Source organism: Pseudomonas sp. FW215-R2, from assembly GCF_058789255.1.
In genome coordinates this window covers 151635-172061 of the sequence record NZ_JBYTBO010000004.1, presented here as the reverse complement: position 1 = coordinate 172061, position 20427 = coordinate 151635, and the positions used below count along the sequence as shown (strand labels likewise).

Annotated in this window: 19 protein-coding genes and 1 pseudogene; 6 read left to right on the top strand and 14 right to left on the bottom strand. The window is 52.5% G+C overall.

Going from position 1 to position 20427, the window contains the following annotated elements; translation table 11 throughout:
• Positions 1-19: 19 nt before the first annotated feature.
• Entirely contained in the window at positions 20-1324 is a 1305-nt protein-coding gene (locus AC3WRD_RS07600) for an NTP/NDP exchange transporter (RefSeq protein WP_102619938.1), read from the bottom strand.
• Positions 1317-2132: an SDR family oxidoreductase gene (locus AC3WRD_RS07595; RefSeq protein ID WP_102619939.1), complete on the bottom strand. Its 816-nt coding sequence runs from the start codon at positions 2130-2132 to the stop codon at positions 1317-1319. Before AC3WRD_RS07595 ends, AC3WRD_RS07600 begins: the two co-directional genes overlap by 8 nt.
• 266 nt (positions 2133-2398) lie before the next feature.
• Here AC3WRD_RS07595 and AC3WRD_RS07590 point away from each other — a divergent pair.
• Both AC3WRD_RS07590 and AC3WRD_RS07585 read left to right on the top strand, forming a co-directional pair.
• Positions 2399-2979: pseudogene (locus AC3WRD_RS07590) on the top strand (flavodoxin).
• A gap of 366 nt (positions 2980-3345) precedes the next feature.
• A complete protein-coding gene (locus tag AC3WRD_RS07585) occupies positions 3346-5118 on the top strand; it encodes a monovalent cation:proton antiporter-2 (CPA2) family protein (RefSeq protein ID WP_102619940.1) in 1773 nt (590 codons plus the stop codon).
• Between the two features lie 103 nt (positions 5119-5221).
• On the opposite strand, the gene AC3WRD_RS07580 is transcribed toward AC3WRD_RS07585, so the two are convergent.
• The 5 genes from AC3WRD_RS07580 to AC3WRD_RS07560 all read right to left on the bottom strand — a co-directional run bounded on the left by AC3WRD_RS07580 (position 5222) and on the right by AC3WRD_RS07560 (position 9312).
• Positions 5222-5812, bottom strand: coding sequence for an NAD(P)H-binding protein (locus AC3WRD_RS07580; RefSeq protein ID WP_256580571.1), 591 nt, complete (start codon positions 5810-5812; stop codon positions 5222-5224).
• Between the two features lie 100 nt (positions 5813-5912).
• Complete coding sequence (locus AC3WRD_RS07575; RefSeq protein ID WP_102619942.1) at positions 5913-6746, bottom strand: SDR family oxidoreductase; 834 nt, start codon at positions 6744-6746, stop codon at positions 5913-5915.
• 111 nt (positions 6747-6857) lie between these two features.
• Positions 6858-7250, bottom strand: a complete 393-nt coding sequence (locus AC3WRD_RS07570; RefSeq protein WP_102619943.1) for a nuclear transport factor 2 family protein — start codon at positions 7248-7250, stop codon at positions 6858-6860.
• A 45-nt stretch (positions 7251-7295) separates the two neighbouring features.
• The gene (locus AC3WRD_RS07565) at positions 7296-8282 is read right to left on the bottom strand and encodes an aldo/keto reductase (protein ID WP_102619944.1); all 987 of its coding nucleotides are present in this window, start codon (positions 8280-8282) and stop codon (positions 7296-7298) included.
• A 46-nt stretch (positions 8283-8328) separates the two neighbouring features.
• Positions 8329-9312 carry an aldo/keto reductase gene (locus tag AC3WRD_RS07560; protein ID WP_102619945.1) on the bottom strand — a complete coding sequence of 328 codons (984 nt, stop codon included), beginning with the start codon at positions 9310-9312 and terminating at the stop codon, positions 8329-8331.
• A 242-nt stretch (positions 9313-9554) separates the two neighbouring features.
• Between AC3WRD_RS07560 and AC3WRD_RS07555 the strand changes: the two genes are divergently transcribed.
• On the top strand, positions 9555-10469 hold the full coding sequence (locus tag AC3WRD_RS07555; RefSeq protein ID WP_102619946.1) for a LysR family transcriptional regulator: 915 nt from the start codon (positions 9555-9557) through the stop codon (positions 10467-10469).
• A gap of 190 nt (positions 10470-10659) precedes the next feature.
• On the opposite strand, the gene AC3WRD_RS07550 is transcribed toward AC3WRD_RS07555, so the two are convergent.
• The 4 genes from AC3WRD_RS07550 to AC3WRD_RS07535 form a co-directional block, all read right to left on the bottom strand.
• Complete coding sequence (locus tag AC3WRD_RS07550; protein WP_102619947.1) at positions 10660-11220, bottom strand: NADPH-dependent FMN reductase; 561 nt, start codon at positions 11218-11220, stop codon at positions 10660-10662.
• 34 nt (positions 11221-11254) lie between these two features.
• On the bottom strand, positions 11255-11806 hold the full coding sequence (locus AC3WRD_RS07545; protein WP_102619948.1) for a cupin domain-containing protein: 552 nt from the start codon (positions 11804-11806) through the stop codon (positions 11255-11257).
• 70 nt (positions 11807-11876) lie between these two features.
• Positions 11877-12992 (bottom strand): alcohol dehydrogenase catalytic domain-containing protein, encoded by a 1116-nt coding sequence (locus AC3WRD_RS07540; RefSeq protein ID WP_102619949.1) that lies wholly within the window; start codon positions 12990-12992, stop codon positions 11877-11879.
• Between the two features lie 69 nt (positions 12993-13061).
• Positions 13062-13643, bottom strand: coding sequence for an amino acid synthesis family protein (locus AC3WRD_RS07535; protein WP_102619950.1), 582 nt, complete (start codon positions 13641-13643; stop codon positions 13062-13064).
• A gap of 125 nt (positions 13644-13768) precedes the next feature.
• Here AC3WRD_RS07535 and AC3WRD_RS07530 point away from each other — a divergent pair, with 125 nt between their 5' ends.
• The 3 genes from AC3WRD_RS07530 (at position 13769) to AC3WRD_RS07520 (ending at position 16995) form a co-directional block, all read left to right on the top strand.
• Positions 13769-14620, top strand: a complete 852-nt coding sequence (locus AC3WRD_RS07530; protein WP_102619951.1) for a fumarylacetoacetate hydrolase family protein — start codon at positions 13769-13771, stop codon at positions 14618-14620.
• Positions 14621-14662: 42 nt separating this feature from the next.
• Positions 14663-15223 carry a VOC family protein gene (locus AC3WRD_RS07525; protein ID WP_102619952.1) on the top strand — a complete coding sequence of 187 codons (561 nt, stop codon included), beginning with the start codon at positions 14663-14665 and terminating at the stop codon, positions 15221-15223.
• A 125-nt stretch (positions 15224-15348) separates the two neighbouring features.
• Entirely contained in the window at positions 15349-16995 is a 1647-nt protein-coding gene (locus AC3WRD_RS07520; protein WP_102619953.1) for a bifunctional 3-(3-hydroxy-phenyl)propionate/3-hydroxycinnamic acid hydroxylase, read from the top strand.
• A gap of 144 nt (positions 16996-17139) precedes the next feature.
• Here AC3WRD_RS07520 and AC3WRD_RS07515 read toward each other — a convergent pair whose 3' ends face one another.
• The 3 genes from AC3WRD_RS07515 to AC3WRD_RS07505 all read right to left on the bottom strand — a co-directional run bounded on the left by AC3WRD_RS07515 (position 17140) and on the right by AC3WRD_RS07505 (position 20426).
• Entirely contained in the window at positions 17140-17823 is a 684-nt protein-coding gene (locus AC3WRD_RS07515) for a GntR family transcriptional regulator (protein WP_102619954.1), read from the bottom strand.
• A gap of 212 nt (positions 17824-18035) precedes the next feature.
• The gene (locus tag AC3WRD_RS07510) at positions 18036-18998 is read right to left on the bottom strand and encodes a LysR family transcriptional regulator (RefSeq protein WP_102619955.1); all 963 of its coding nucleotides are present in this window, start codon (positions 18996-18998) and stop codon (positions 18036-18038) included.
• A gap of 18 nt (positions 18999-19016) precedes the next feature.
• On the bottom strand, positions 19017-20426 hold the full coding sequence (locus tag AC3WRD_RS07505) for an efflux transporter outer membrane subunit (RefSeq protein ID WP_102619956.1): 1410 nt from the start codon (positions 20424-20426) through the stop codon (positions 19017-19019).
• Position 20427: the final 1 nt, after the last annotated feature.

Below are 20427 nucleotides of genomic sequence, written 5' to 3'. Positions count from 1 at the left end.
GAAAACGCAATTGAGTCGATCATTGGGCAGTTGCTGTTCCTACGCTGACAAGCTCGTCCGCACGTTTTCGTGCTAGGTACCAGCCGGTCAACGCCCATAACCCCGCGCATAGCGCACCGATGATGGCGGCTACTACTGCCCCTTGACTCAGCAGGTCAAGAAGGCTTTTGGCCCAACCGCTAATGGCATCACCGGCGCGGTAGATCACGGTATCGATAAAGTTCTTCGCCTTGTACTTGGTTTCGGCATCCAATGGAGCAAACAACATCTCGCGTCCTGGACGGATAAAAGCGTACTCGCCAATTCGGCGTACGATCATCAAGCCGGCGAGCATGGCGAAACTAGGCGCCAACGCGAGGCCAACGAACCCCACGCACACTAGCCCCGGCACCGCGACCAGCAGGCTACTCATCCCAAAACGTTGAGCTAAGCGCCCGGTGATAAAAAGTTGCGAACCCAATGCACCGGCCTGCACCACAAAGTCGATCAGGCCGAACACACGCACTTGTTCTTCGCGCGTAGGGAATTGTTGCGATACCAAGCGGGCCTGCTCGAAATAGAGAAAAGTGCTTGTGGTAGCAAGCAACACCACAAATACGCTAACCATCAGCAAATAGGGTGAGCGCAACACTCGGATCATGCCGCTGAAGGGATTCCCCGCCACCGGGCACTGTGGACTTTCACTTTGCGCGGCTCCGGGACGCCCAGCCCCCCCTGACTCTCGCCAAGCCATCAGGTAGCGCTTCAACGCCAGGGTCATCACTAAGAGCAGTGCACTCAACAACGCCAACCCGGATTGGCCCAGAATGTTGATAAGCAGCGCGCTAGCCATCGGCCCGAGTAAGCCGCCAACACTGGCACCAGCCGCAATGAAAGCGAAGAGGCGCCGCGCCTGTGCACTGTCGAAGACATCGGCCATTAGACTCCAAGCTACCGAAACTACGAACAGGTTATAGACCGAGATCCACACATAGAAGATGCGGGCAAGCCATACGCTGTCATGGTGTTGGGCAAACGCCAGAGCGAAGGCGACAAGGTTAAACGTAAATAGTCCATAGACCCAATCGATGAACTGATGTCGCGGGACTACCGAGTTGAGCCAGCCGAATAACGGTACGGCCACAAGCATCAGTACGAACGTAGCAGTGAATAGCCATTGCAAGTTGTCGACACCGGCTTGAATACCCATGGCTTCGCGAATCGGTCGCAACATGAAATAGCCGCCGAATAGGCACAAGAAATACGCAAACCCGGCGAATGCGGGGAGCAATTCGCCAGGCAATGCGTTGATCGCCCGTGCCGCGCGGTTATTGCAATTACTCACCGTACCAATACTGTGCGGTGACGCCTCCGTCCATCAGGAAGTCGCTACCGGTGATGAAGGTGCCCTCAGGCCCCATCAGCAAAGCCGCTACTGCACCTACTTCATCGGGAGTACCACCACGCTTGGCTGCACTGGATTCAATCATGCGCCGATAACCGTCGCCACGCGGCCCTGACAGCTCATCCCGGGCTAATGGCGTGAAGATGATGCCTGGGCTAATTGTATTGACTCGGGCGCCGCGCTTCCCCCAGCGTACAGCTTGCGCAGCGACTCGTAGCGAGTTGCCGCGCTTGGAGATCTGGTAGGCATTCAAAGGATCGGTCACTAGCTCCGGCTGTAGCATTGGCAAAGCGAGCAGATCCTCAGTCGGAGTCAACGCCAAGGCTTTGTTTTGCTCGGCAGTAAGCGCTTGCAAGCGGTGGCCTGACTGCGATGCGATGACGATTGCCGAACCGCCTTTTGCGATGACATCACCAAACAACTCCAGCACAAGGGCTGTGCCATACAGATCGACACGGAGAATGGTCGCGGGGGCAGCCTGAGATGGTGAAACCCCTGCCGCATGGATGACTCCGGTGATATCGCCAATGCTTGCCGCGAGGGCGACGAGGGCCTGGACAGATTCGCGGGACGAGACATCAACGTTTGACGTAGTGACCTCGAAACCTGCATCGCTCAAAACCTTAGCAGCTGCCTCAGCGGTTTCTTGTCGCAGATCAGCGAGTACGACATGTTTGCCAGCACTGACGCGGCGTGCGATGGCTTGGCCAATCGAACCAGCACCAATAACCACAGTTACATCTGTCATTTTCGTTCTCCTAGAATGGCCTGACTCACTCTACGGTGACAAACGCTTGATGATTAGTCTCTTAATTAAGCTTGCCCTTATGAATTAAATTCAGCAGTTAGTACGGGTACTGGATGGTCGGGTTCGAAAAGTGCTAATTGGTGAACCATCCTCATGAGCCCATGCACTGATATCCCGATTGTCGAGGGACACTCCACGGCTTAGCCTCACCAGTAACTAAATCCACGCCCTACAAAATTTTACTGTAGTCATAGATGAGGAAAGACATGTCCTTGCACGACCCGCGTCGCCGCAAAGTGGTCGCGGCTATCGCCAGCCTTCCACTCATTGCCTCCGGCATGAGCCGCGATGGGGATTCTGCAAGCACGTCGACTACAAGATTTTAGTCGCGTTTTTTTCCCGGTCAGGCAATACCAAAGTTGTTGCAGGCTTGATTCAACGATCGCAGAACGGCGATCTGTTTGAGATTCGCCCTGCAACCCCATATCCCGATGATTACCTAGAAACGGTCGAGCAAGCTCGTCAAGAGACAGCTTCTGGATACATGCCAGCTTTAGACGAAACAGTTTCTGATGTTGGCAGGTATGACTTACTTTTTCTCGGGTTCCCGATCTGGTGGGAGACCGCTCCTCCAGTGATCAAAGCATTTTTGGCGGAGCATAATTTGTGCGGGAAAACGGTCGTGCCTTTTATCACTCACGGTGGCTACGGTCTTGGGGACAGCCTTGAAGTGCTGCAGGATCCCGCGCCGGGAGCTAACGTTTTAGAAGGGTTCGTGATGGAAGGGGAGCAGGAAAGAAAAACGATGGAAAAAGTGAACGAGTGGTTAAAACATCGCGGAACATAGTCGACAAGGAAAAATGCTTCGACGATGATTTCATTGGATTATCCACGCCCACTGGTGAGTACATAACGAACGGCTGGTCATTCACGTCTATCAAGGCGGGCGAGCGTTGGTTGGGATCGCATAGTGAGTGAGGACTGGTGACGCCTGGAAGCTATCGTGACCGTCGCGGGCGTAAGAAGCAACCTCGGGGATTGGAGCTCTTAAGGACTCGAAATTTTTTAAGGTATTGAGGTGTTAGTTGACATAGGTGCATTTTAGCGAAGGGGCATCGATAAAACAGTCTCTAGCGACACATTCGACAAGGTCTAGCGGTAAAGGTTGTAATCTGTTGGATTCGAGTTATACCCATTGATTCAAGGACTTATAATGGTTGGTGAACACCACGCGCTACAACTGCTCCCCATCATCACCTTGCTTGCAGCGGCGGTCATCGCTGCGCCATTGTCTAAACGCCTCGGCTTTGGCGCCGTACTGGGTTATCTAGCCGCCGGTATCGTAATCGGCCCTTTCGGCCTTCAGTTATTCAACGATCCGTCCTCCATTCTCCAAGTCGCCGAGCTAGGGGTAGTCATGTTGCTGTTCCTCATTGGTTTAGAGATGAGGCCCTCTCTACTTTGGAGTCTTCGAAGACAGATTTTCGGTCTGGGCTTGCTGCAGGTCGTGGTATGCGCGCTGGTGCTCACAGGTGTGGGGGTGGTGTCAGGGTTTCCTGTGGGCCTGTCCTTTGTGGCTGGCGCGGGCTTCGTGCTGACCTCTACGGCTATTGTGATGCAATTGTTGGAGGAGCGAGGCGAACTGGGCAGTTCCGGCGGGCAGCGCATTACTTCGATACTTTTGTTGGAAGACTTGATGATTGTGCCGTTGCTGGCCATCGTCACATTCTTGGCGCCAGTGTCACTCGATAAGCCGGCATCCGAAGCCGGTGTTCAATGGGGGGCAATCGCTGTAGGGATAGGTTCTATCGCGACGCTTATCGTCGTTGGTCGGTACCTGATCAACCCTCTTTTTGGGATGCTAGCGAAGGCACGAGCACGCGAAGTCATGACCGCAGCAGCACTGTTGGTGGTGCTTGGCTCGGCCTATGGAATTCAAATGGGTGGCCTGTCGATGGCTATGGGCGCTTTTCTCGCGGGTGTGCTTTTGTCTGAGTCGACCTATCGCCATCAACTTGAGGTCGATATAGAGCCTTTTAGGGGAATATTGCTGGGGTTGTTCTTTATTGCGGTGGGGATGTCGCTGGAGCTTCACTTAGTAATCGATAACTGGCAGGTGGTGCTTGGTTATGTGTTGGCATATATGGCACTCAAAGCGCTTGCCATCTATGTGGTCGCTCGAGTGTTTCGATCATCGAATCGAGAGGCGATCAATCGTGCCGTATTGATGGCTCAAGGGGGAGAGTTTGCGTTCATTCTGTATTCTGTTGCCGCGACCGTAGGAATCATCAGTGCTACCCAGAACGCCCTCCTGACAGCTATCGTCATCGTGTCGATGGCTTTGACGCCCATCGTGATCGCCATCGTGAAAATTGTCTTCCCTGACCGAGGCCCTTCCACTGCGGGGTACAAGCAAGCTAACGGCCTATCAGGTTCAGCGCTGGTTATCGGGTTCGGCCGGGTCGGACAAATTGCCAGTCAATTCCTTTTCGCACGCGGTTATGAGGTATCGATCATTGACACAGATGTCGAGATGATTGATGTGGCCACCAAACTGCACTTCAAAGTCTACTTCGGTGATGGCACGCGCCTGGATACACTTCGTGCCGCTGGCGCTGGAGAATGTCGGGTGGTGTTGATTTGCGTGGATCGAGCGGAAGATGCCACTCGAATAACATCTCTGTTAAAGGCTGAACTCCCTCTGGTTCCGGTGCTGGTAAGAGCCAAAGATCGTGTTCACAGCATGGAACTTTTGAGTAAAGGCGCGGACTTTCAAGTTCGTGAAACTTTCGAATCTGCCTTGGCCCTTGGTCGAGCCGCACTCGATCATCTTGGAGTCGAACAATCAGAAGTGGACGAGATTAGCGCCAAAATCAGGGATAGAGACGAGCAGCGTTTGCAGTTGGAGATTGTCGGTGGTGTTGATGCGGGAAGGGCTTTTTTTAGCGGAGAGTCAGCTCAACCTACCGATACTGATCTGAAGTAGACTAATAGTGGTTTAGTGTAGGTGTGACAGCGAGCAGTCTGTTGCATAATTTTCTATTAACGGGTGCCTCGACTGAGAACTGTCGAGGCATGCCATGTTGAGCCTAGGTCTTGTGAACGCCGAGGCTCTGACCAGACTCAAGTCCCGAAGTTGTTGCGAGTTTAACCACTAAGTCAGCCACGCTGCGACGAGACACAGTTTTCGAAGCGTTCTTGAACGGCTCGCCTTTGCGAGTTACTCCATAGCTAATTTCATTGTCGTCGTTGAGCCAAGCGGGTCTCACGATCGTAAAGTCCAGATCAGAAGCTTCGATGACTTTCGCAGCGCCTCGATATGGCTCCAATATCGTTCCGTATTGTTCACCGGGAACTTCGTCGTATATACCCATAGATGTGATGAAAATTAGGCGTGAAACACTGGTTGTTTTCATAGCCGATACGATCTCTTGCGCCTGCTCCTCCAACTCACCAGAAAGATTGGCATACACCACATCTTGTCCGGCCATTGCCCTGATAAGTCGATGCTCGTCCATCACGTCTCCGTTTAAAACTCGCGTGTGAGACGGCAAGTTAAAACGACGAAAAAGAGCCGGATTACGTGAGTAAAGGGTCAGTCGGACGTCTGGTCTTTCCTGCAATAGATCGATCACATGGTGGGCTATTTGTCCGCCCGCGCCGAGGATCAAAATATTCATCAATGGATTCTCCTGCCCATGTTTCAAATTGATGGATGAGCTATTTAGCTGCGAGTCGGATCTACCGAAAAGTAAGAACCGACTCACGCCACACGTGTTATCAACCTGGAGTAGGTAATTTGCCCGCACGCATTGCTGCCACTACGCCGCCATCGATCAGCAGATCACTACCGGTCACAAATCCGGCGTTAGGGCCGAGTAAATAGGCGGCGGCAACTGCAATTTCCTCTGGCGGGGCCATGCGTTTGGAAGGGGAGGCGGCAATCATCGCTCGGTAGCCGTCACCTATAGGTGAGTTGAGCTCGTGTTGCGCCAGTGGCGTCGCAATGATCCCAGGGCTCATAGAGTTGACGCGAGCTCCTCGTTCACCCCAGCTCACAGCCGCAGCCTGTACACGAAGATTGTTGGCGCGCTTGGCCATCATATAAGCGATCATAGAGTTGGGGATCGCATCTGGGGAAAGAAACGGGAGGTCGAGCAATTTGTCTGCAGGTGTGAAAGCCAGCGCGTGATCCTGCTCTGGTGTTAAGGCGGGCATCATATGACCTGCCATGCTCGAGATAATCAGTCCTGCGCCGCCAGGCGCAATGATACGCTCGAACTCTTCGAAAACAACGGCAGACCCATACAGGTCTACTGCCAATACTCGCTCCGGCGGCGCCATGTTCGGTGACACGCCAGCAGTGTTAACCACCTGGACTACACTGCCCAATGCGGCTGCAGCATTGGCCAATGCCTTAACTGATTCTCGAGACGATACATCGACGAGATGCGTCTCGACGATATAGCTTGCGCCCCGTAAATTCTCAGCGGCAGCTTGCAGCGCTTGATCATTGAAATCTGCGAGCAACAACGTTTTACCAAAGCTCTGAAGGCGAGCTATGGCAAGGCCGATACCACCGGCACCGATTACTACAACAACTTCGTTTTTCATCTTGTATTTCCTTGAGCTATATAAGCTGCATGGTTGTATTTCATTGATTCTGCTTGAGCTTGCAGAGAGTGGGAACCACACCTTGCATAGTCATGGGTAAATCTAAACTCATTAGAAACTGGTATAGCGAGCGTTTGCGATAACCCAGCTGTCGTCGTATTTTTTAAACTGCAAAGTAAACTTCAGCCTCCAGGGTGCATTTATGCCATTGATGGTGGCGCTAAAAACTCCACGCCCCTTGATTGTTGATTTATTGCCTGCAATGTTGATTTCGATAGAGTCTTGCTCAAGATCTATTTGGTGATAGTTAAAGTCCCCTGACCAAATAAGATCTAACCATTCGTGCTTGGGCTGGACGTAGCCGGTGATGTGTACCAGTGAGTAGTCTGGTTCGAGCAAGCGGTCAAGATCCGCCGTGCGCGCCTTCACCATGGCTGCGTGATAGGCGTTAAGCACCTGAAGAATGCTCAAATTTTCACTAGGTAGTTCCTTGATGCTCACCATGCGTCTGTCCTTTCAGCAATGAATAATTGCTCTGTCAGTGGAAAATTAACCATACTGTTCGAAGCCAGTACCGCGCCTGCCAGTTATTTCGATGGAGTCGGCAGCGGCACTGATACGGAGCAACTCACTTTTATCTAATTGGATGTCGCATGCGGCAATGTTTTCCGCTAATCGTGAAGGCTTGCGGGTGCCCGGAATAGGTACGATCCATGGTCTTTGGGCCAGCAACCAAGCGATTGCGATTTGGGCGGGCGTCGCCTCTTTTTCGGTCGCAACTAGAGAGATCAGATCGATAAGTGGCTGATTCGCTCGCATGGCCTCAGGGGTGAATCGTGGGAACCAGCTTCGAACATCTTGGCTGTCAAAGGACGCCGAAGCATCGACCTTACCCGTGAGGAACCCTTGACCTAACGGGCTCCAGGGTACAAAACCGATGCCCAGTTCTTCGCACACTGGCAAAATTTCGGCTTCGGGATCGCGTGCCCATAACGAGTATTCACTCTGTACAGACGAGACGGGATACACGGTATGGGCTCTACGAATAGTGGTAGCACTGGCCTCTGAAAGACCAAAGTGCTTTACCTTACCCTCGGTAACAAGGTCTTTGACCGTGCCTGCCACGTCCTCAATTGGAGTGGCTGGATCAACTCGGTGCTGGTAGAGCAGGTCGATACAATCGACTCGCAGACGCTTGAGCGAGGCCTCTGTGACAGCACGTATATGCTTAGGATGGCTAGTAAATTGTCCTGATCGCTCCCCCGATCTAGGATCGATGTCGAAACCGAACTTGGTGGCGATTATCACTTGGCCACGAAAGGGCGCGAGTGCTTCACCGACCAACTCCTCATTGGTAAAGGGGCCATACTCTTCTGCTGTATCGAAGAAGGTAACTCCCAACTCTACCGCTTTGCGGATAACGGCGATCATCTCGCTTCGACTCTCTGCTGGGCCGTAATTAACACTCATACCCATGCAGCCTAGGCCAAGGGCGGAGACTTCCAGACCGTTGATACCGAGTTTGCGAGTTTGCATCGGCAGCCTCTCCAATAAATATTTCGCACGTTATTCAAGGAACGGTTCAACCACCTACGCGCTTCTGCAAATGCTCGGGATAACGTGCTCCCTGGATATCTATGTTCGACAGCGCGTTCTCAATGGTGCTGAGCTCACCGGCCGTAAGGATTACGCTCGCAGCGGCATTATTTTCTTCCATGCGATGTTGCTTGGTGGTTCCTGGAATAGGTGTGATCCAAGGTTTTTTCGCCAAAAGCCACGCGAGCGCAATTTGCCCGGTCGTTATGCCCTTGGCGGTGGCAATTTCTCCAAGGCGATCAAGCAGTACCTGATTGGCCTGACGAGCTTCCTGCGAAAAACGCGGCACGACACTTCGAAAGTCCTTGTCGTCAAATCGGGTATTCGAATCGATCTTTCCTGTCAGAAAACCTTTACCCAATGGACTGAAAGGTACGAAACCGATACCCAGATCTTCGAGCAGTGGGAGAATTTCTTTCTCCGGTTCACGCCACCACATAGAGTATTCGCTCTGCAGGGCTGTCAGCGGCTGCACAGCGTGTGCGCGCCTGATAGATTGGGCGCTTGCTTCGGACATCCCGAAATACTTCACTTTACCTTCAGCGATTAGATCCTTAACCGTGCCTGCAACGTCTTCAATCGGCACGTTCTGGTCGACGCGATGTTGATAAAAAAGATCAATACGATCGGTGCGCAAGCGCTTGAGAGAGGCTTCGGCCACGGCGCGGATACGCGCGGGCCGACTATCTTGGCCCTTTGTCGAATCACCGTCCTGAAAGCCGAATTTGGTGGCAATGACGATCTGATTGCGTATTGGTTCCAACGCCTCTCCAACTAGCTCTTCGTTGACAAAGGGGCCGTAGGCTTCGGCTGTGTCGAAAAAGGTCACTCCGTGCTCAAAGGCAGATCGAATCAGCTGTATCGCTTCGGCTTTATTGGTAGCGGGCCCATAGCCATAGCTCAGGCCCATACATCCCAGACCAATGGCGGACACTTCAAGGCCACCGCTGCCCAACATTCGCTTCTGCATGATTGCACTCCTGGTCGATGCTCTGGCACTCTCACAATGAAGATTGTGGTGCGCCTGCTAGGGAAAGTGTTGTCAGCGAAAACACATTTGCAGAATCAATTCGGTAAACCATCGGAAGCCTTCCACCGAGAGAACGGTGTCTGATTGTTCGACTATCGAGCTCTGCGCAGACCAATATAGAACGTCACCATCCTCATGATTAGATGCTAGAATCTAAATGAACTTATACTTGCAGATCATAAATGGATCGATCCGAACTTGGTGATCTAGCGGCTTTCCTGGTGGTCGCCCAAGAGTTGAGCTTCACTCGCGCTGCTGCACGACTCGCTACATCACAATCCTCCCTCAGCCACACCATTCGCCGACTTGAAACTCGCTTAGGCGTAAGATTGCTTGCCCGTACGACCCGTAGCATGGCTACGACCGAGGCCGGGGAGCGCTTGCTTGAGACGCTGCGGCCCGCATTCGAAGACATTGACGCCAAGCTGAGAATACTCGGCGAGATGCGTCATAAACCGGCCGGTATCGTTCGTATCACTTCAAGCAAACACGCTGCAGAGGGCATCCTCTGGCCCGCAATCTCACGCCTCTTGCCAGAGCACCCTGACATCAAGGTGGAGATATCCACTGATGCGGCATTGACGGACATTGTCACCGATCGCTTTGACGCAGGTGTGCGTTTGGGCGAGCAGGTAGACAAGGATATGATCGCCGTACGGATAGGCCCTGACTTGCGCCTGATTGTTGTGGGGGCACCGTCGTATTTAGCGCGCAGTCCGGAGATTGAAACGCCTCACGACTTGACTCGTCATGCCTGCATCAACGTGCGTCTACCATCTTCTGGAGCGCTCTACGTCTGGGAGTTCCACAATGAAGGCCGGGATTTAAACGTACGGGTTGATGGGCCGCTGATTTTCAACAACATGCGTTTGGCGCAACAAGCTGCGGTAGAAGGCTTTGGGTTAGCGTTCGTGTTTGAGGACGCTGCGCAGGAACAGCTACGATCCGGTCAACTCATACAGGTGCTGGATGAATGGTGTCCATTTTTTGCGGGATACCATCTCTATTATCCCAGCCGGCGTCAGCAGTCTCCAGCATTTACGCTGTTGGTGGAGGCATTGCGCATGAATGTCGCTGCTTTACCGTCGAAAATATGATGGACTAAATTTTTACTTCGCTTGGACAGTTCAACACTGTTTTTTGCTTTTTATAAATTGTTTGATCCGACCCAAAAATACTGAACGCGCGAAAAGCCTAACGCGGTTCCACAATCGTTGAGTTCTGAACGACGAAGTGTTTTTGCTTGAGTAAAAAAGGGCCATCATGGGCCCTTTCTGTTAGTGATTGTTAGTTCGACGCAAGATCAATTTCCGTTATCAACTCTTCAACGGCCGTGAGTATAAATTCAATTGTTGGCTCGTCGACGAATCTACCATCCTGAATTTTTTTGTTGATGCTCGGAATGACAATTTGGGGGAAACAGATTATTTTAGAAAGCGTTGCGGATAACGTTTCACGCAATTGAGATTGCGCACGGACGCCACCGAGTATTCCAGGCGAAGAAGTCATGATCAGTACGGGCTTATTTTTCAGTGGTGAGTTAAAGCCAGGGCGCGAAGCCCAATCTAATGCATTTTTCAGTACGCCAGATATGCCGTAGTTATATTCAGGAGAACAAATAATCAAGCCATCGGCGCGTGAAATCGATTCTTTTAGTGTAGTAACTGAGGCCGGTAGAATCGTTTCTTCAAGATCAGCGTTATATAGGGGAAGCTCGTTCAGTGCGAAGATGTCCATCACGGCACGACTCCCTAGCCGAGCGGAAAGTGTCGTGAGCACCGCGGTGTTCGTTGATTTTGAGCGCAGGCTGCCAGATATACCAAGCAAACGATAAGGTGCGGTACTCATAAGACCCCTTAAATGAGAGAGGAGAAAGTCGAAGCTACGCTTTAACTTTTTCTGAGAAGGGGGCACCTATCATTACAAAAACGGCACGGGCAATCTGCTCACTTTTATTGCGCCATGCGTGCCGTGTACCATTTTGAATCACAATGTCGCCCGTTTTTACCAGACGGCTCTGTCCGTTATCCAACTCCAGCCACATCTCACCCTCCAGAATGATCCCATAATCGATGGTTGCGGTGGTGTGCATACCCGGATTATCTGGTTCGAAGCTTTCGATCAAGCCTGGCAAAGCCGCCCCCAACTCCTCGTAGGCCTGAACTCCATCTATCGGGTTCTGCATGACCGAGTCAGGTGGAAAATCGAACATGGCAATGCTGGTACCACCTTGAGGAGGAATCAGTGAAGAGTAATCAAGCGTGGGATCACGGTCTTGTTCGAGACGTACCGGATTTGCCGGAGTTGACCACAACTGCGCCATGGCATGCCCCGGGATTGAATTAAAAGATTGGGCCCTCGGGGCGTAGTCATCTGCAACGAAGACAGAGTTTCCTTGTTCGTCATGACCGGTCACGATTCTTCTTATTTTCATGTGGATTACTCAACGAGCAGGTCAATAGGGCAGCGAGGGGAGGGCGAGCCGCTCCACTCGCTGTGTTGCATTAAGGACAGATGACGTAGTTACTGAAGCCGCCATGGCGATTTTCTATACCGGTAATCGCGCTGTTGACGTCCTCCAGCCTGAAGGTTGTGTTCTCAAAGAACGAAAGATCTAGCACTCCGGATTCAACCATGTCAGCCATGGCTTGTCCTTGTCCGGCTGTGAACCAGGCAGACCCGCTGATCTGGATGTCGTTGTCCATGATCCAGTGAAGATCTACAGGTACGTCTCCTGCGATGGCGCCGATGTTAACCAGATGTCCACCGCGGTGGATTGATTTGAGCGCCTGCGTCAGGCTTTCATGGGGTGCACCAGGGCCCAATGCATCAATAACGACATCGACACCTTCGCCATGGGTTACTTCACTGACCCACTCATTAGTAGGTACCGCACCGAGGGTATGAATTTCAATCCGACCCGGAGCTGCCAGGTCTTTCACCTTTTGGAATAGATCCTGGTTTCTTGCTGTGCCAAGGATTTTGCGAGCGCCCATGGCTAGCGCTAGGGCGACTGCGCCTAGGCCGAGTGTCCCGCTAATACCGTTGATCAGCACGGTGCTGCCGGGGCCAACATTGGCCTTGAGCAATGCTTTGTAGGCGGTACCCAAATACCCCAGACGTGCGGCGGTTTCAAAACTGAGATTATCGGGGAGTTTCACCAAGCTGTACTGCGGAGCGGGGATGTACTCGCAAAGTCCGCCGTAGGGGTAGTCTTCGAACATCCGCGGGCTTTTGGCGGTAAATCCAAAGTAACCGTTGAAGGTATAAGCAGTGCAGGCAATGGTATTCCCCGCGCGGCAAGCGCGGCATGAACCACAATGCCGCCCCGGGTTGACATAAACTCGATCGCCGAACTTGAAGTCGTAAACCTGAGAACCGACCGCTTCAACGACGCCAGAGGGATCAAGGCCGAAAATGGCAGGGAGCTTAGGCAGAGGACTCTGCGGAAACCATTTAACCCAATTGGTGAGGATGTTATGAAGGTTTGGAACGATCCCGCACGCCTTGATCTTAACCAGCACTTCGGTAGGACGAATCTCGGGAACGGGAACCTGCTCGATGACCATGGGTTTACCGCCTTCGTACAGACGTGCGGCGCGCATAGTTTTTACAGTCATGATGTTCTCCAACACATATTGTTTTTGTAGTGGTATCTAACCTTTGGAGCACGCTTCAAATCTAGGGCTCTAGCGCAGTCCGTCCTCGCCCTTCACGTCGGAGGCAGCTAGACCGCCCAATCGTGCATGTATCCGCCCACCTGTAGCCATGGCAAGCCCAAAGGCAATTTCGCCACGACGAGGGCCATCCCATACCGTCATCTCCGCTACACCGAAATGGCTACGAACGTATGCAGCTTGGATATGCCCCAGTGGAATCATCACTCGGCAGCCCGGGCTACCAATAGTCTTGGCCGCGGGGACGATCGCCTTCGGATTGCCTAGCGCTTCGCGCATTGCCCAGCCACCTGCTTCGTGCCAAACAGCGCCGTGCTCTAACTCACCGTCTTCACCGACGATTGCGCCCTTGCCATACGCCTGTACGTGTTTGGCTCCACCCAGGGTATGGATCAGTTGCTCCGACAGCTCTGCGCCCAAAGCTCGCAGTTCCTGCATAAACGGCAGCAAGTCTTCTACATACTTACCTGCATAGGGATTGGCGACCACCGCGGTGGCTACTGCAATCCGCAGCGGGGCTGACAAACGAGGCCCGCCTTCGTGGAATACCTCTTCAACGTCCAGCTTGACCTTACGAACCATCACAAGCGACATGCCTAACCTCCAGAACCGAGAGCCTCATGGGCTCGCTATTTTTTTAAACCGGCCTTTTGCATTATGCATTTAATGATGTATGGTGCAAGAAGATAGTTTTTATGCACAAAAACAGGAAAGGAAAAATGAAGCTGATTTCGTACCGTAAAGAAGGAGTAGCCCATTTCGGCGCCGTATCCGGCGACGGAGTGGTTGAGCTGACCAACCGTTTCTCGGAGGTTCCAGATCTCGCGACTTTTCTGAGCAACCCGTCCTTGCTTCAGGAGGCGCACAAGATCATTGATGCTGCGCAGCCTGACTACCTATTCTCAAGTATCCAGTTGGAGTCAGTAATCCCCAATCCTGGAAAGGTGATTTGCGTAGGCATTAACTATGTTGCTCACGCAGAAGAGGCGGGCCGAAAGGTCGGCGAGTTTCCAGTGATTTTTCAGCGTTTCGCCGAAACTCTTTTGCCCCACGGTGAGCCGCTGGTTAGGCCTCAAGTCTCAGAGCAATTTGATTTCGAAGCCGAGTTGGCGGTTGTGATCGGGAAAGGTGGTGCACATATCGATCCGGCGGACGCAATGGATCACGTTGCGGGTTACACCTGCTTCAACGATGCAAGCGTCCGCGACTGGCAGTTCCATACACACCAGTACGGTATGGGTAAGACCTTCAGAAAAACCGGTGCACTAGGCCCATGGCTGGTTCCGGCTTCAGAAATTCCCGATTATCGTAAGCTGGTTGTGCGGGGCGTACTCAACGGCGAGCAACTGCAGGAAGGTAGCCTGTCGGAGCTGGCCTTCGACATTCCGCATTTGATCTCGTACGTATCAAAAGCACTTCCATGGAACCCAGGCGACATTTTGGCAACCGGTACACCTAGCGGGATCGGCTTTAAGAGAAATCCACCCATTTTTCTGAAACCAGGTGATGTTTTCGAAGTAGTGATCACCGAGATCGGGACGCTATCGAACGGCGTTATTGACGAAGCCTAAAGCGTTGTCCTCTACACAATCATAAGAAACTGGAGGTTCCAAATGCCCGCGTTACCTACAATCAATTTTACCCACTCCGGTGTGTTTTGCGCTGACCTCGATCGAATGGTCGACTTCTACTGCCGTACCCTAGGCTTCATCGTAAGTGACAAAGGTGTCGCGTCAACAGGACATCGGTTGTTTTTCATGACGCAGAACCCTGAATTGCATCACCAAGTCGTGCTGTTTGACGGTAAGCCTGTCGACTTACCATTCAATCCGATCAATCAGCTGTCGTTTCTACTGAACTCGCTGGAAGACCTGAAGACGTACTACCAATTCGCCAAAAAAAGCGGAATTGAAGGGATCGCTCAGGTAGATCACGGGAACGCCTGGTCGATGTACTTCAAAGATCCTGAAGGCAATCCAATCGAAATGTATGTCGATGCGCCTTTCTACACCGCACAACCCTGTAAAGAACCACTTGATTTGGAGTTGCCGACGGAAGTCATTCTGGCCCAGACCGAATCCATGTGCAGGCGCCGTCCAGGCTTCCAGACTCGCGAGCAATGGATGGATTCAATTCGCTCGAGGATCGAAGAGCAGCGAGTTCGAATCAGTTGATGGCGCAGGGAAGGGGTGAATAGCCCGTTCCGATCTTTCGGTGTTGAATTCTGGTTGATGGGCGAGAACAAACCAGTTCATCAACCAGAAGTCGCAATAGATAAAAACAAAAAGCGGAGTAGACGATGGACTACGATGTCATCATTGTTGGAATGGGGCCAGTGGGTGCTCTGTGCGCTAATTTGGCTGGCATGTGGGGGCTGAGTGCTCTCGTCGTGGACAAGTCTGAATCGGTGTATATCAACCCAAGGGCCATGGGCTTTGATCACGAAGTGATGCGTGTCTTCGGCAATATTGGTTTGGCCAATGATATTGCTGAACATGTCATGCCGTATCGTCCTTCGGAGTACCGCACCACCGGTTCTCAACTAATCAAGCGCATAGATGCCGCCAAACCTCCCTATCCGCTAGGTTGGGCGCCTAACTACGTGTTCTCGCAGCCCCCGGTCGAGCGCGCTCTGCGCAGTAAAATTGCGGATTTGAAGTCCGTCACTGTGGAGCTCGGTTCAGAGGTTCTATCGGTAGAATCCAAAGGTTCGCAAGCGGATGTGCGTATTAAGTCCAAGGACGGGGTAGAGCGTACGGTGACTGCAGACTATGTCTTGGCGTGTGACGGAGGCACCAGTCCGATCCGCACCCGCCTAGGGCTGAAAATGGAGGATCTAGCCTTCGACGAGCCATGGCTGGTGGTGGACGTGATCCTCAACGAAGGGGCGGGCGAAAATTTGCCGAAGACCAACGTGCAGTTTTGTGAGCTGGCCAGGCCCTGTACCTTTGTCGTCGGGCCGGGTCAGCATCGGCGTTGGGAGTTCATGATTAACCCTGACGAACAGCCGACGGAAATCTCACAACCCGAAGCGATCAAGAAGCTTATCGCCCGCTGGTTACCTGAGGGGGACTATCAGCTGTGGCGTGCGTCTGCCTACCGATTCCATGCGCTGATTCTGGAGCAGTGGAAGTCCGACCGGGTGTTTTTCCTCGGAGACGCGGCGCACATGACGCCCCCCTTTCTGGCACAAGGCATGTGCCAAGGAATTCGCGATGCATTGAATCTGGTTTGGAAACTAGCGCTGGTTAAAGGAGGTCTTGCTGCCCCCGCGTTCCTTAATTCCTACCAGACCGAACGTATTCCTCATGTCCGTCAAACCACGATGGCGGCAAAAGAATTCGGCGGAGTGATTTGCGAGCGTGACAGCGAGAAAGCCTCAATCCGGGATGCGCGCCTGATCCAGCAGATGACTGAAAATCCGGGAGGCACCATCAGGCAATCGCTGATTCCTGGCTTGAAGCAAGGCTTTATAGCCAATGTTCCGCCTGCCGGAGAGCTGTTTCCGCAACCAATGGTCATCAACCATGCCGGCAAGAAAGCACTGCTGGATGAGTTTACTGGCCAATCCTTTCGAGTGGTGATTGCGCCAGGGTTCGACGCCAGCGCGCTATTAAGATGTCTGCGAAGTAGCCAATCGTTGAAAAGTCTGCCTCTCCAAGTCGTTCGGTTAGTCGGCTCCCAACAGTCTGGCACACGCGCTGTTGATGATTACGAAGAGGTTGACGGCGTGCTGGCCGAATGGCTGGAGCGCCGTGGCTGCAATGTGGTCATCGTGCGCCCGGATCACTACGTTTACGGCGGGGCAGTCACTATCGCTTGGGCGATGGAGATGCTTGAGGGTATGGAGCTTGCGTTGTGGTGCAAAGAACCTGAGCAGGCTCTGAAGAGTAATAGCGTCGCTTGCGATAAATCGATCAGGTTTGCGCAAGCGATAACCCTATAAGGAGCAGTACGCCCTTTGCTTCGTACTGTCCACGAAAGCAGTTGCGAGGTGAAGGGTTTCTTGTGGGATATGTAAATTCAGCTATCGATGACGCGTGCCAACGTCATCGAGCCGAAAATCCGAAACCAGTGGCAGATCAATATTTTACTGAAGCGTAGCTTGTTGGCGCTCGATGGCTTCAACAGTTCGACCCAACGTGTTTTGAATGTGATCGCGTAATAGCGTCACAGCCTTAGGGTCTCGCGCCAGCGCAGCATCCATCAGCTCTTGATGCTCATTCCCCTTGTGCCTTGGAGTGATCCGCTGCTTAGCTGAAAAGCGCCTGTAACGCTCCGCTCTGTCGAAAAGAGAGTCGATCATTTTTAGCATAAGCGGTGACGGGCAAGCCGCGAACAGCGCGAAGTGGAATGCCTTATGCCGGTTAGACCACTCATCATCGAGTACGAGTACACCACTTCCCAGTTTCTTCTCAATCAGACTCAAGCGATGAAACGCACCCAGCACGTCGGCCTCCCAGGTGTCGTCTCCATACTGGATGGCATCACTCAGCGCTTCGCACTCGAGTAGGCAACGCATCCGCGTAATGTCGCGGAAATCGGTAGTGGAGATTGGTGCAACCCTGAACCCTTTGTTGTCGCTGGCTTCGACGACACCATCTTGAGTCAGTCGATTAAGCGCTTCACGAATGGGAGAACTGCTCAGTCCGTAGGTTTTGGACAGTTCGGCGACCTTGAGCTTTTCGCCCGGGGCCAGTTCGCAACAAACAATCGCTTTTTTCATCTTCGTCAGCGCGACATCGATCAGCGGACTGTTGGGGGAGGAAATCATGGTCTGGAGGGTTTCCTAGAATTTGCACTAAAAAGATTTTATGCGCAAAACATAGTTTAGTGCAAAGGCTGAATTCTACCACCGCCCACAAAAACTGATGTGAGGCAAGAGTAGAGTGTAGGGCAGATACCGGATTGCACTGCGACAGTCAGAGAGCAGAGTGTCCAATTGTCTGCCGCAAAGGAAAGAGACACCTTGTTGGAGTAACTGGGCTATCCCAATTTACGCTTGACGTCGCGGCCAACCCAGTATTTTGGCGAATTGACGATTGATAAATGTCTGTCAAACACTTTGGGAAGCTGAGCTTTCATGTGGTCTACCCAAGTCTTGATCTTTGCGTCCAGATATCTTCTCGATGAGTAGATGGCGTATACGCTTCGTTCATGAAGCTGATACTCAGGCAATACGCGTACCAAGCTACCTTCACGCAGTGGCTTGCTAGCGACGAAGCTTGGTATCAAGCAGATTCCCATACCTGCCGAAGCACTGAATGCGAGCGCTTCTGAATGGTTTACCTTGAAGGTTTCACCTGGATCAATGACCATTTCACCTTCTGATCCTTCAAAAACCCAACGATCCGGAAACATCGAATCCGTCAGTCGCAGGCAGGTGTGGCGGGTCAGGTCTGATGGGCTGATCGGAACTCCGCGATGATCTAGGTACTCTTGGGACGCACACGCCACGCTGAAAAAGCTCCCAAGGTGCTGACCTACCAAATCAGAATCCGGCAAATTGCGTGAGAGGGTTATCAGAACGTCGAGGTTGTCATCGATCAAGTGCGGCCTTTGGCGGGCCAGCGTCAAATCGAGAGTCACTTCGGGACAGCATTTTGAATATTCCACTACCAATGGCATCAGACATTCAAGCCCGAATTCGGTCACTGAATGTACCTTCAAGCATCCACTGGGTTTAAGGAAGGAAGAGCCTGCTTCAGAGGCGGCATCTTCAACCTTGGCAATAATCTCCTTGCAGGACTCAAGATAGCGAGCACCGACTTCTGTCAGTGCCTGACTACGGGTAGAGCGCTGTATCAAGCGAGCTTTGATAGAGTCTTCGAGTAAAGCAATTGAGCGTGAAATGTGCGCGGTTGAGACATTCAACGAATTGGCAGTAGCTGTAAAGCTGCCGGTCTCGGCGACTCTCACAAACACGCGCATGGCATAAAATATATCCATGTTGTCTCCCGATCGCCTTTAGCTGTTAGGCCAGCCACCTCCGAGTGCTCGATACAGACGCACACGGTCTAGCGCTGCTTCGGTTGCGCTATCGACTAGATCACTTTGCGTTGTTAGGAGTGAGCGCTGCACACCTAATACGTTGATGAAGTCCACCGCTCCTTGGGCATATCGATTCCGGGCAGTGCTCAGCGCGATGTTGTTCTGATGGACGGCTTCCTCGAGCGCAGAGTGATGCTTTTTCTCTGCAGCATAATCAGTCATCGCATTATCAACTTCATGCCAAGCGCCGAGTACAACGCGTTGATAATTTAGAGCTGCCTCCTGCTCCTGGCGTTTACGCAACTCAAGAGTGCCGGTCAGTCGGCCACCTTGAAAAATAGGTAGGTAAAGGCTTGGGCCATAAGACCATTCTCGCGAGTTCCATGCCCCCAAGTTCGACCCATCCATAGCCTGGAAGCCCATGCTTGCCCCCAGACTGATGCGAGGATAAAAATCTGCTTTGGCAACCCCGATGGCTGCCGTGGCTCGGTGTAAAGCGGCTTCACTTTGTTGAATGTCAGGACGGCGTTGAGCTAATTCTGATGGTAAACCGACAGGAACATCCGGTGCGGGATTCGGGATAGCTTTGGGTTCGATCAGATCAACGTGCAATGTTCGAGGTGCCTCGCCGAGCAAATAGCTAAGTGCGTTGATCAATCGATCCTGTTCAGCATCAAGCACCGGCAATACAGCCTCTATCGTTGCTACTTGTGCGGCCGAGTTGGAAGTGTCCAGGTTGGTGGTCACACCATTTTCAAAACGAGTTTTAGTGAGCAGGTTGCTTTGTTTCGCAATTTCCAGATTCTGTTTAGCAACCGCCAGTTTAGCCTGCACGCCACGCAGACGGATGTAATCAGTGGCGGTCTCCGCCGCGATGCTCAGTAACACACCATCACGTTGTGCCTTGGTCAGTTCGACCTCTGCGTCTGCGGCCTCGACGCTGCGGCGCACGTGGCCCCACAGGTCGACTTCCCAACTGGCATCGATGGCGCTGCTCCATAGTTCGAAGGGCGCTTTACCATTCAAGTTCGACTCATCCAGCACACCTACCGAGCTATTCCGAGCGCGCTTGTACGCACCGTTAGCACTAATTCCTGGCAGTTGCTCACTGCCTGTGACTTTGCGCAGTAGCCGGCTTTGCTCCAGGCGATTACTAGCGGTGCGTACGTCAAAATTGGCTTTGGTTGCACGATCCACAAGGCTGGTCAATTGTGGGTCACCCAACTGTTGCCACCACTGGGTATCAACCTTTCCTTCCAAGGTCGCGCCAGAGTGCATGGAGTCTTGCCAGGTTGCCGGCAACTGGCTTTGTGGTTTCTGAAAGTCAGGCCCCACTGCACATGCACTGAGACTGCTCAACGCGATCAACAAAAGAGTACGTTTCATT

Excerpts from the sequence above, each read along its gene's own strand:
- AC3WRD_RS07595 (WP_102619939.1), bottom strand. The coding sequence starts at position 2,132 with ATGACAGATGTAACTGTGGTTATTGGTGCTGGTTCGATTGGCCAAGCC.
- AC3WRD_RS07585 (WP_102619940.1), top strand. The coding sequence starts at position 3,346 with ATGGTTGGTGAACACCACGCGCTACAACTGCTCCCCATCATCACCTTG.
- AC3WRD_RS07580 (WP_256580571.1), bottom strand. The coding sequence starts at position 5,812 with ATGAATATTTTGATCCTCGGCGCGGGCGGACAAATAGCCCACCATGTG.
- AC3WRD_RS07575 (WP_102619942.1), bottom strand. The coding sequence starts at position 6,746 with ATGAAAAACGAAGTTGTTGTAGTAATCGGTGCCGGTGGTATCGGCCTT.
- AC3WRD_RS07570 (WP_102619943.1), bottom strand. The coding sequence starts at position 7,250 with ATGGTGAGCATCAAGGAACTACCTAGTGAAAATTTGAGCATTCTTCAG.
- AC3WRD_RS07565 (WP_102619944.1), bottom strand. The coding sequence starts at position 8,282 with ATGCAAACTCGCAAACTCGGTATCAACGGTCTGGAAGTCTCCGCCCTT.
- AC3WRD_RS07560 (WP_102619945.1), bottom strand. The coding sequence starts at position 9,312 with ATGCAGAAGCGAATGTTGGGCAGCGGTGGCCTTGAAGTGTCCGCCATT.
- AC3WRD_RS07555 (WP_102619946.1), top strand. The coding sequence starts at position 9,555 with ATGGATCGATCCGAACTTGGTGATCTAGCGGCTTTCCTGGTGGTCGCC.
- AC3WRD_RS07550 (WP_102619947.1), bottom strand. The coding sequence starts at position 11,220 with ATGAGTACCGCACCTTATCGTTTGCTTGGTATATCTGGCAGCCTGCGC.
- AC3WRD_RS07545 (WP_102619948.1), bottom strand. The coding sequence starts at position 11,806 with ATGAAAATAAGAAGAATCGTGACCGGTCATGACGAACAAGGAAACTCT.
- AC3WRD_RS07540 (WP_102619949.1), bottom strand. The coding sequence starts at position 12,992 with ATGACTGTAAAAACTATGCGCGCCGCACGTCTGTACGAAGGCGGTAAA.
- AC3WRD_RS07535 (WP_102619950.1), bottom strand. The coding sequence starts at position 13,643 with ATGTCGCTTGTGATGGTTCGTAAGGTCAAGCTGGACGTTGAAGAGGTA.
- AC3WRD_RS07530 (WP_102619951.1), top strand. The coding sequence starts at position 13,769 with ATGAAGCTGATTTCGTACCGTAAAGAAGGAGTAGCCCATTTCGGCGCC.
- AC3WRD_RS07525 (WP_102619952.1), top strand. The coding sequence starts at position 14,663 with ATGCCCGCGTTACCTACAATCAATTTTACCCACTCCGGTGTGTTTTGC.
- AC3WRD_RS07520 (WP_102619953.1), top strand. The coding sequence starts at position 15,349 with ATGGACTACGATGTCATCATTGTTGGAATGGGGCCAGTGGGTGCTCTG.
- AC3WRD_RS07515 (WP_102619954.1), bottom strand. The coding sequence starts at position 17,823 with ATGATTTCCTCCCCCAACAGTCCGCTGATCGATGTCGCGCTGACGAAG.
- AC3WRD_RS07510 (WP_102619955.1), bottom strand. The coding sequence starts at position 18,998 with ATGGATATATTTTATGCCATGCGCGTGTTTGTGAGAGTCGCCGAGACC.
- AC3WRD_RS07505 (WP_102619956.1), bottom strand. The coding sequence starts at position 20,426 with ATGAAACGTACTCTTTTGTTGATCGCGTTGAGCAGTCTCAGTGCATGT.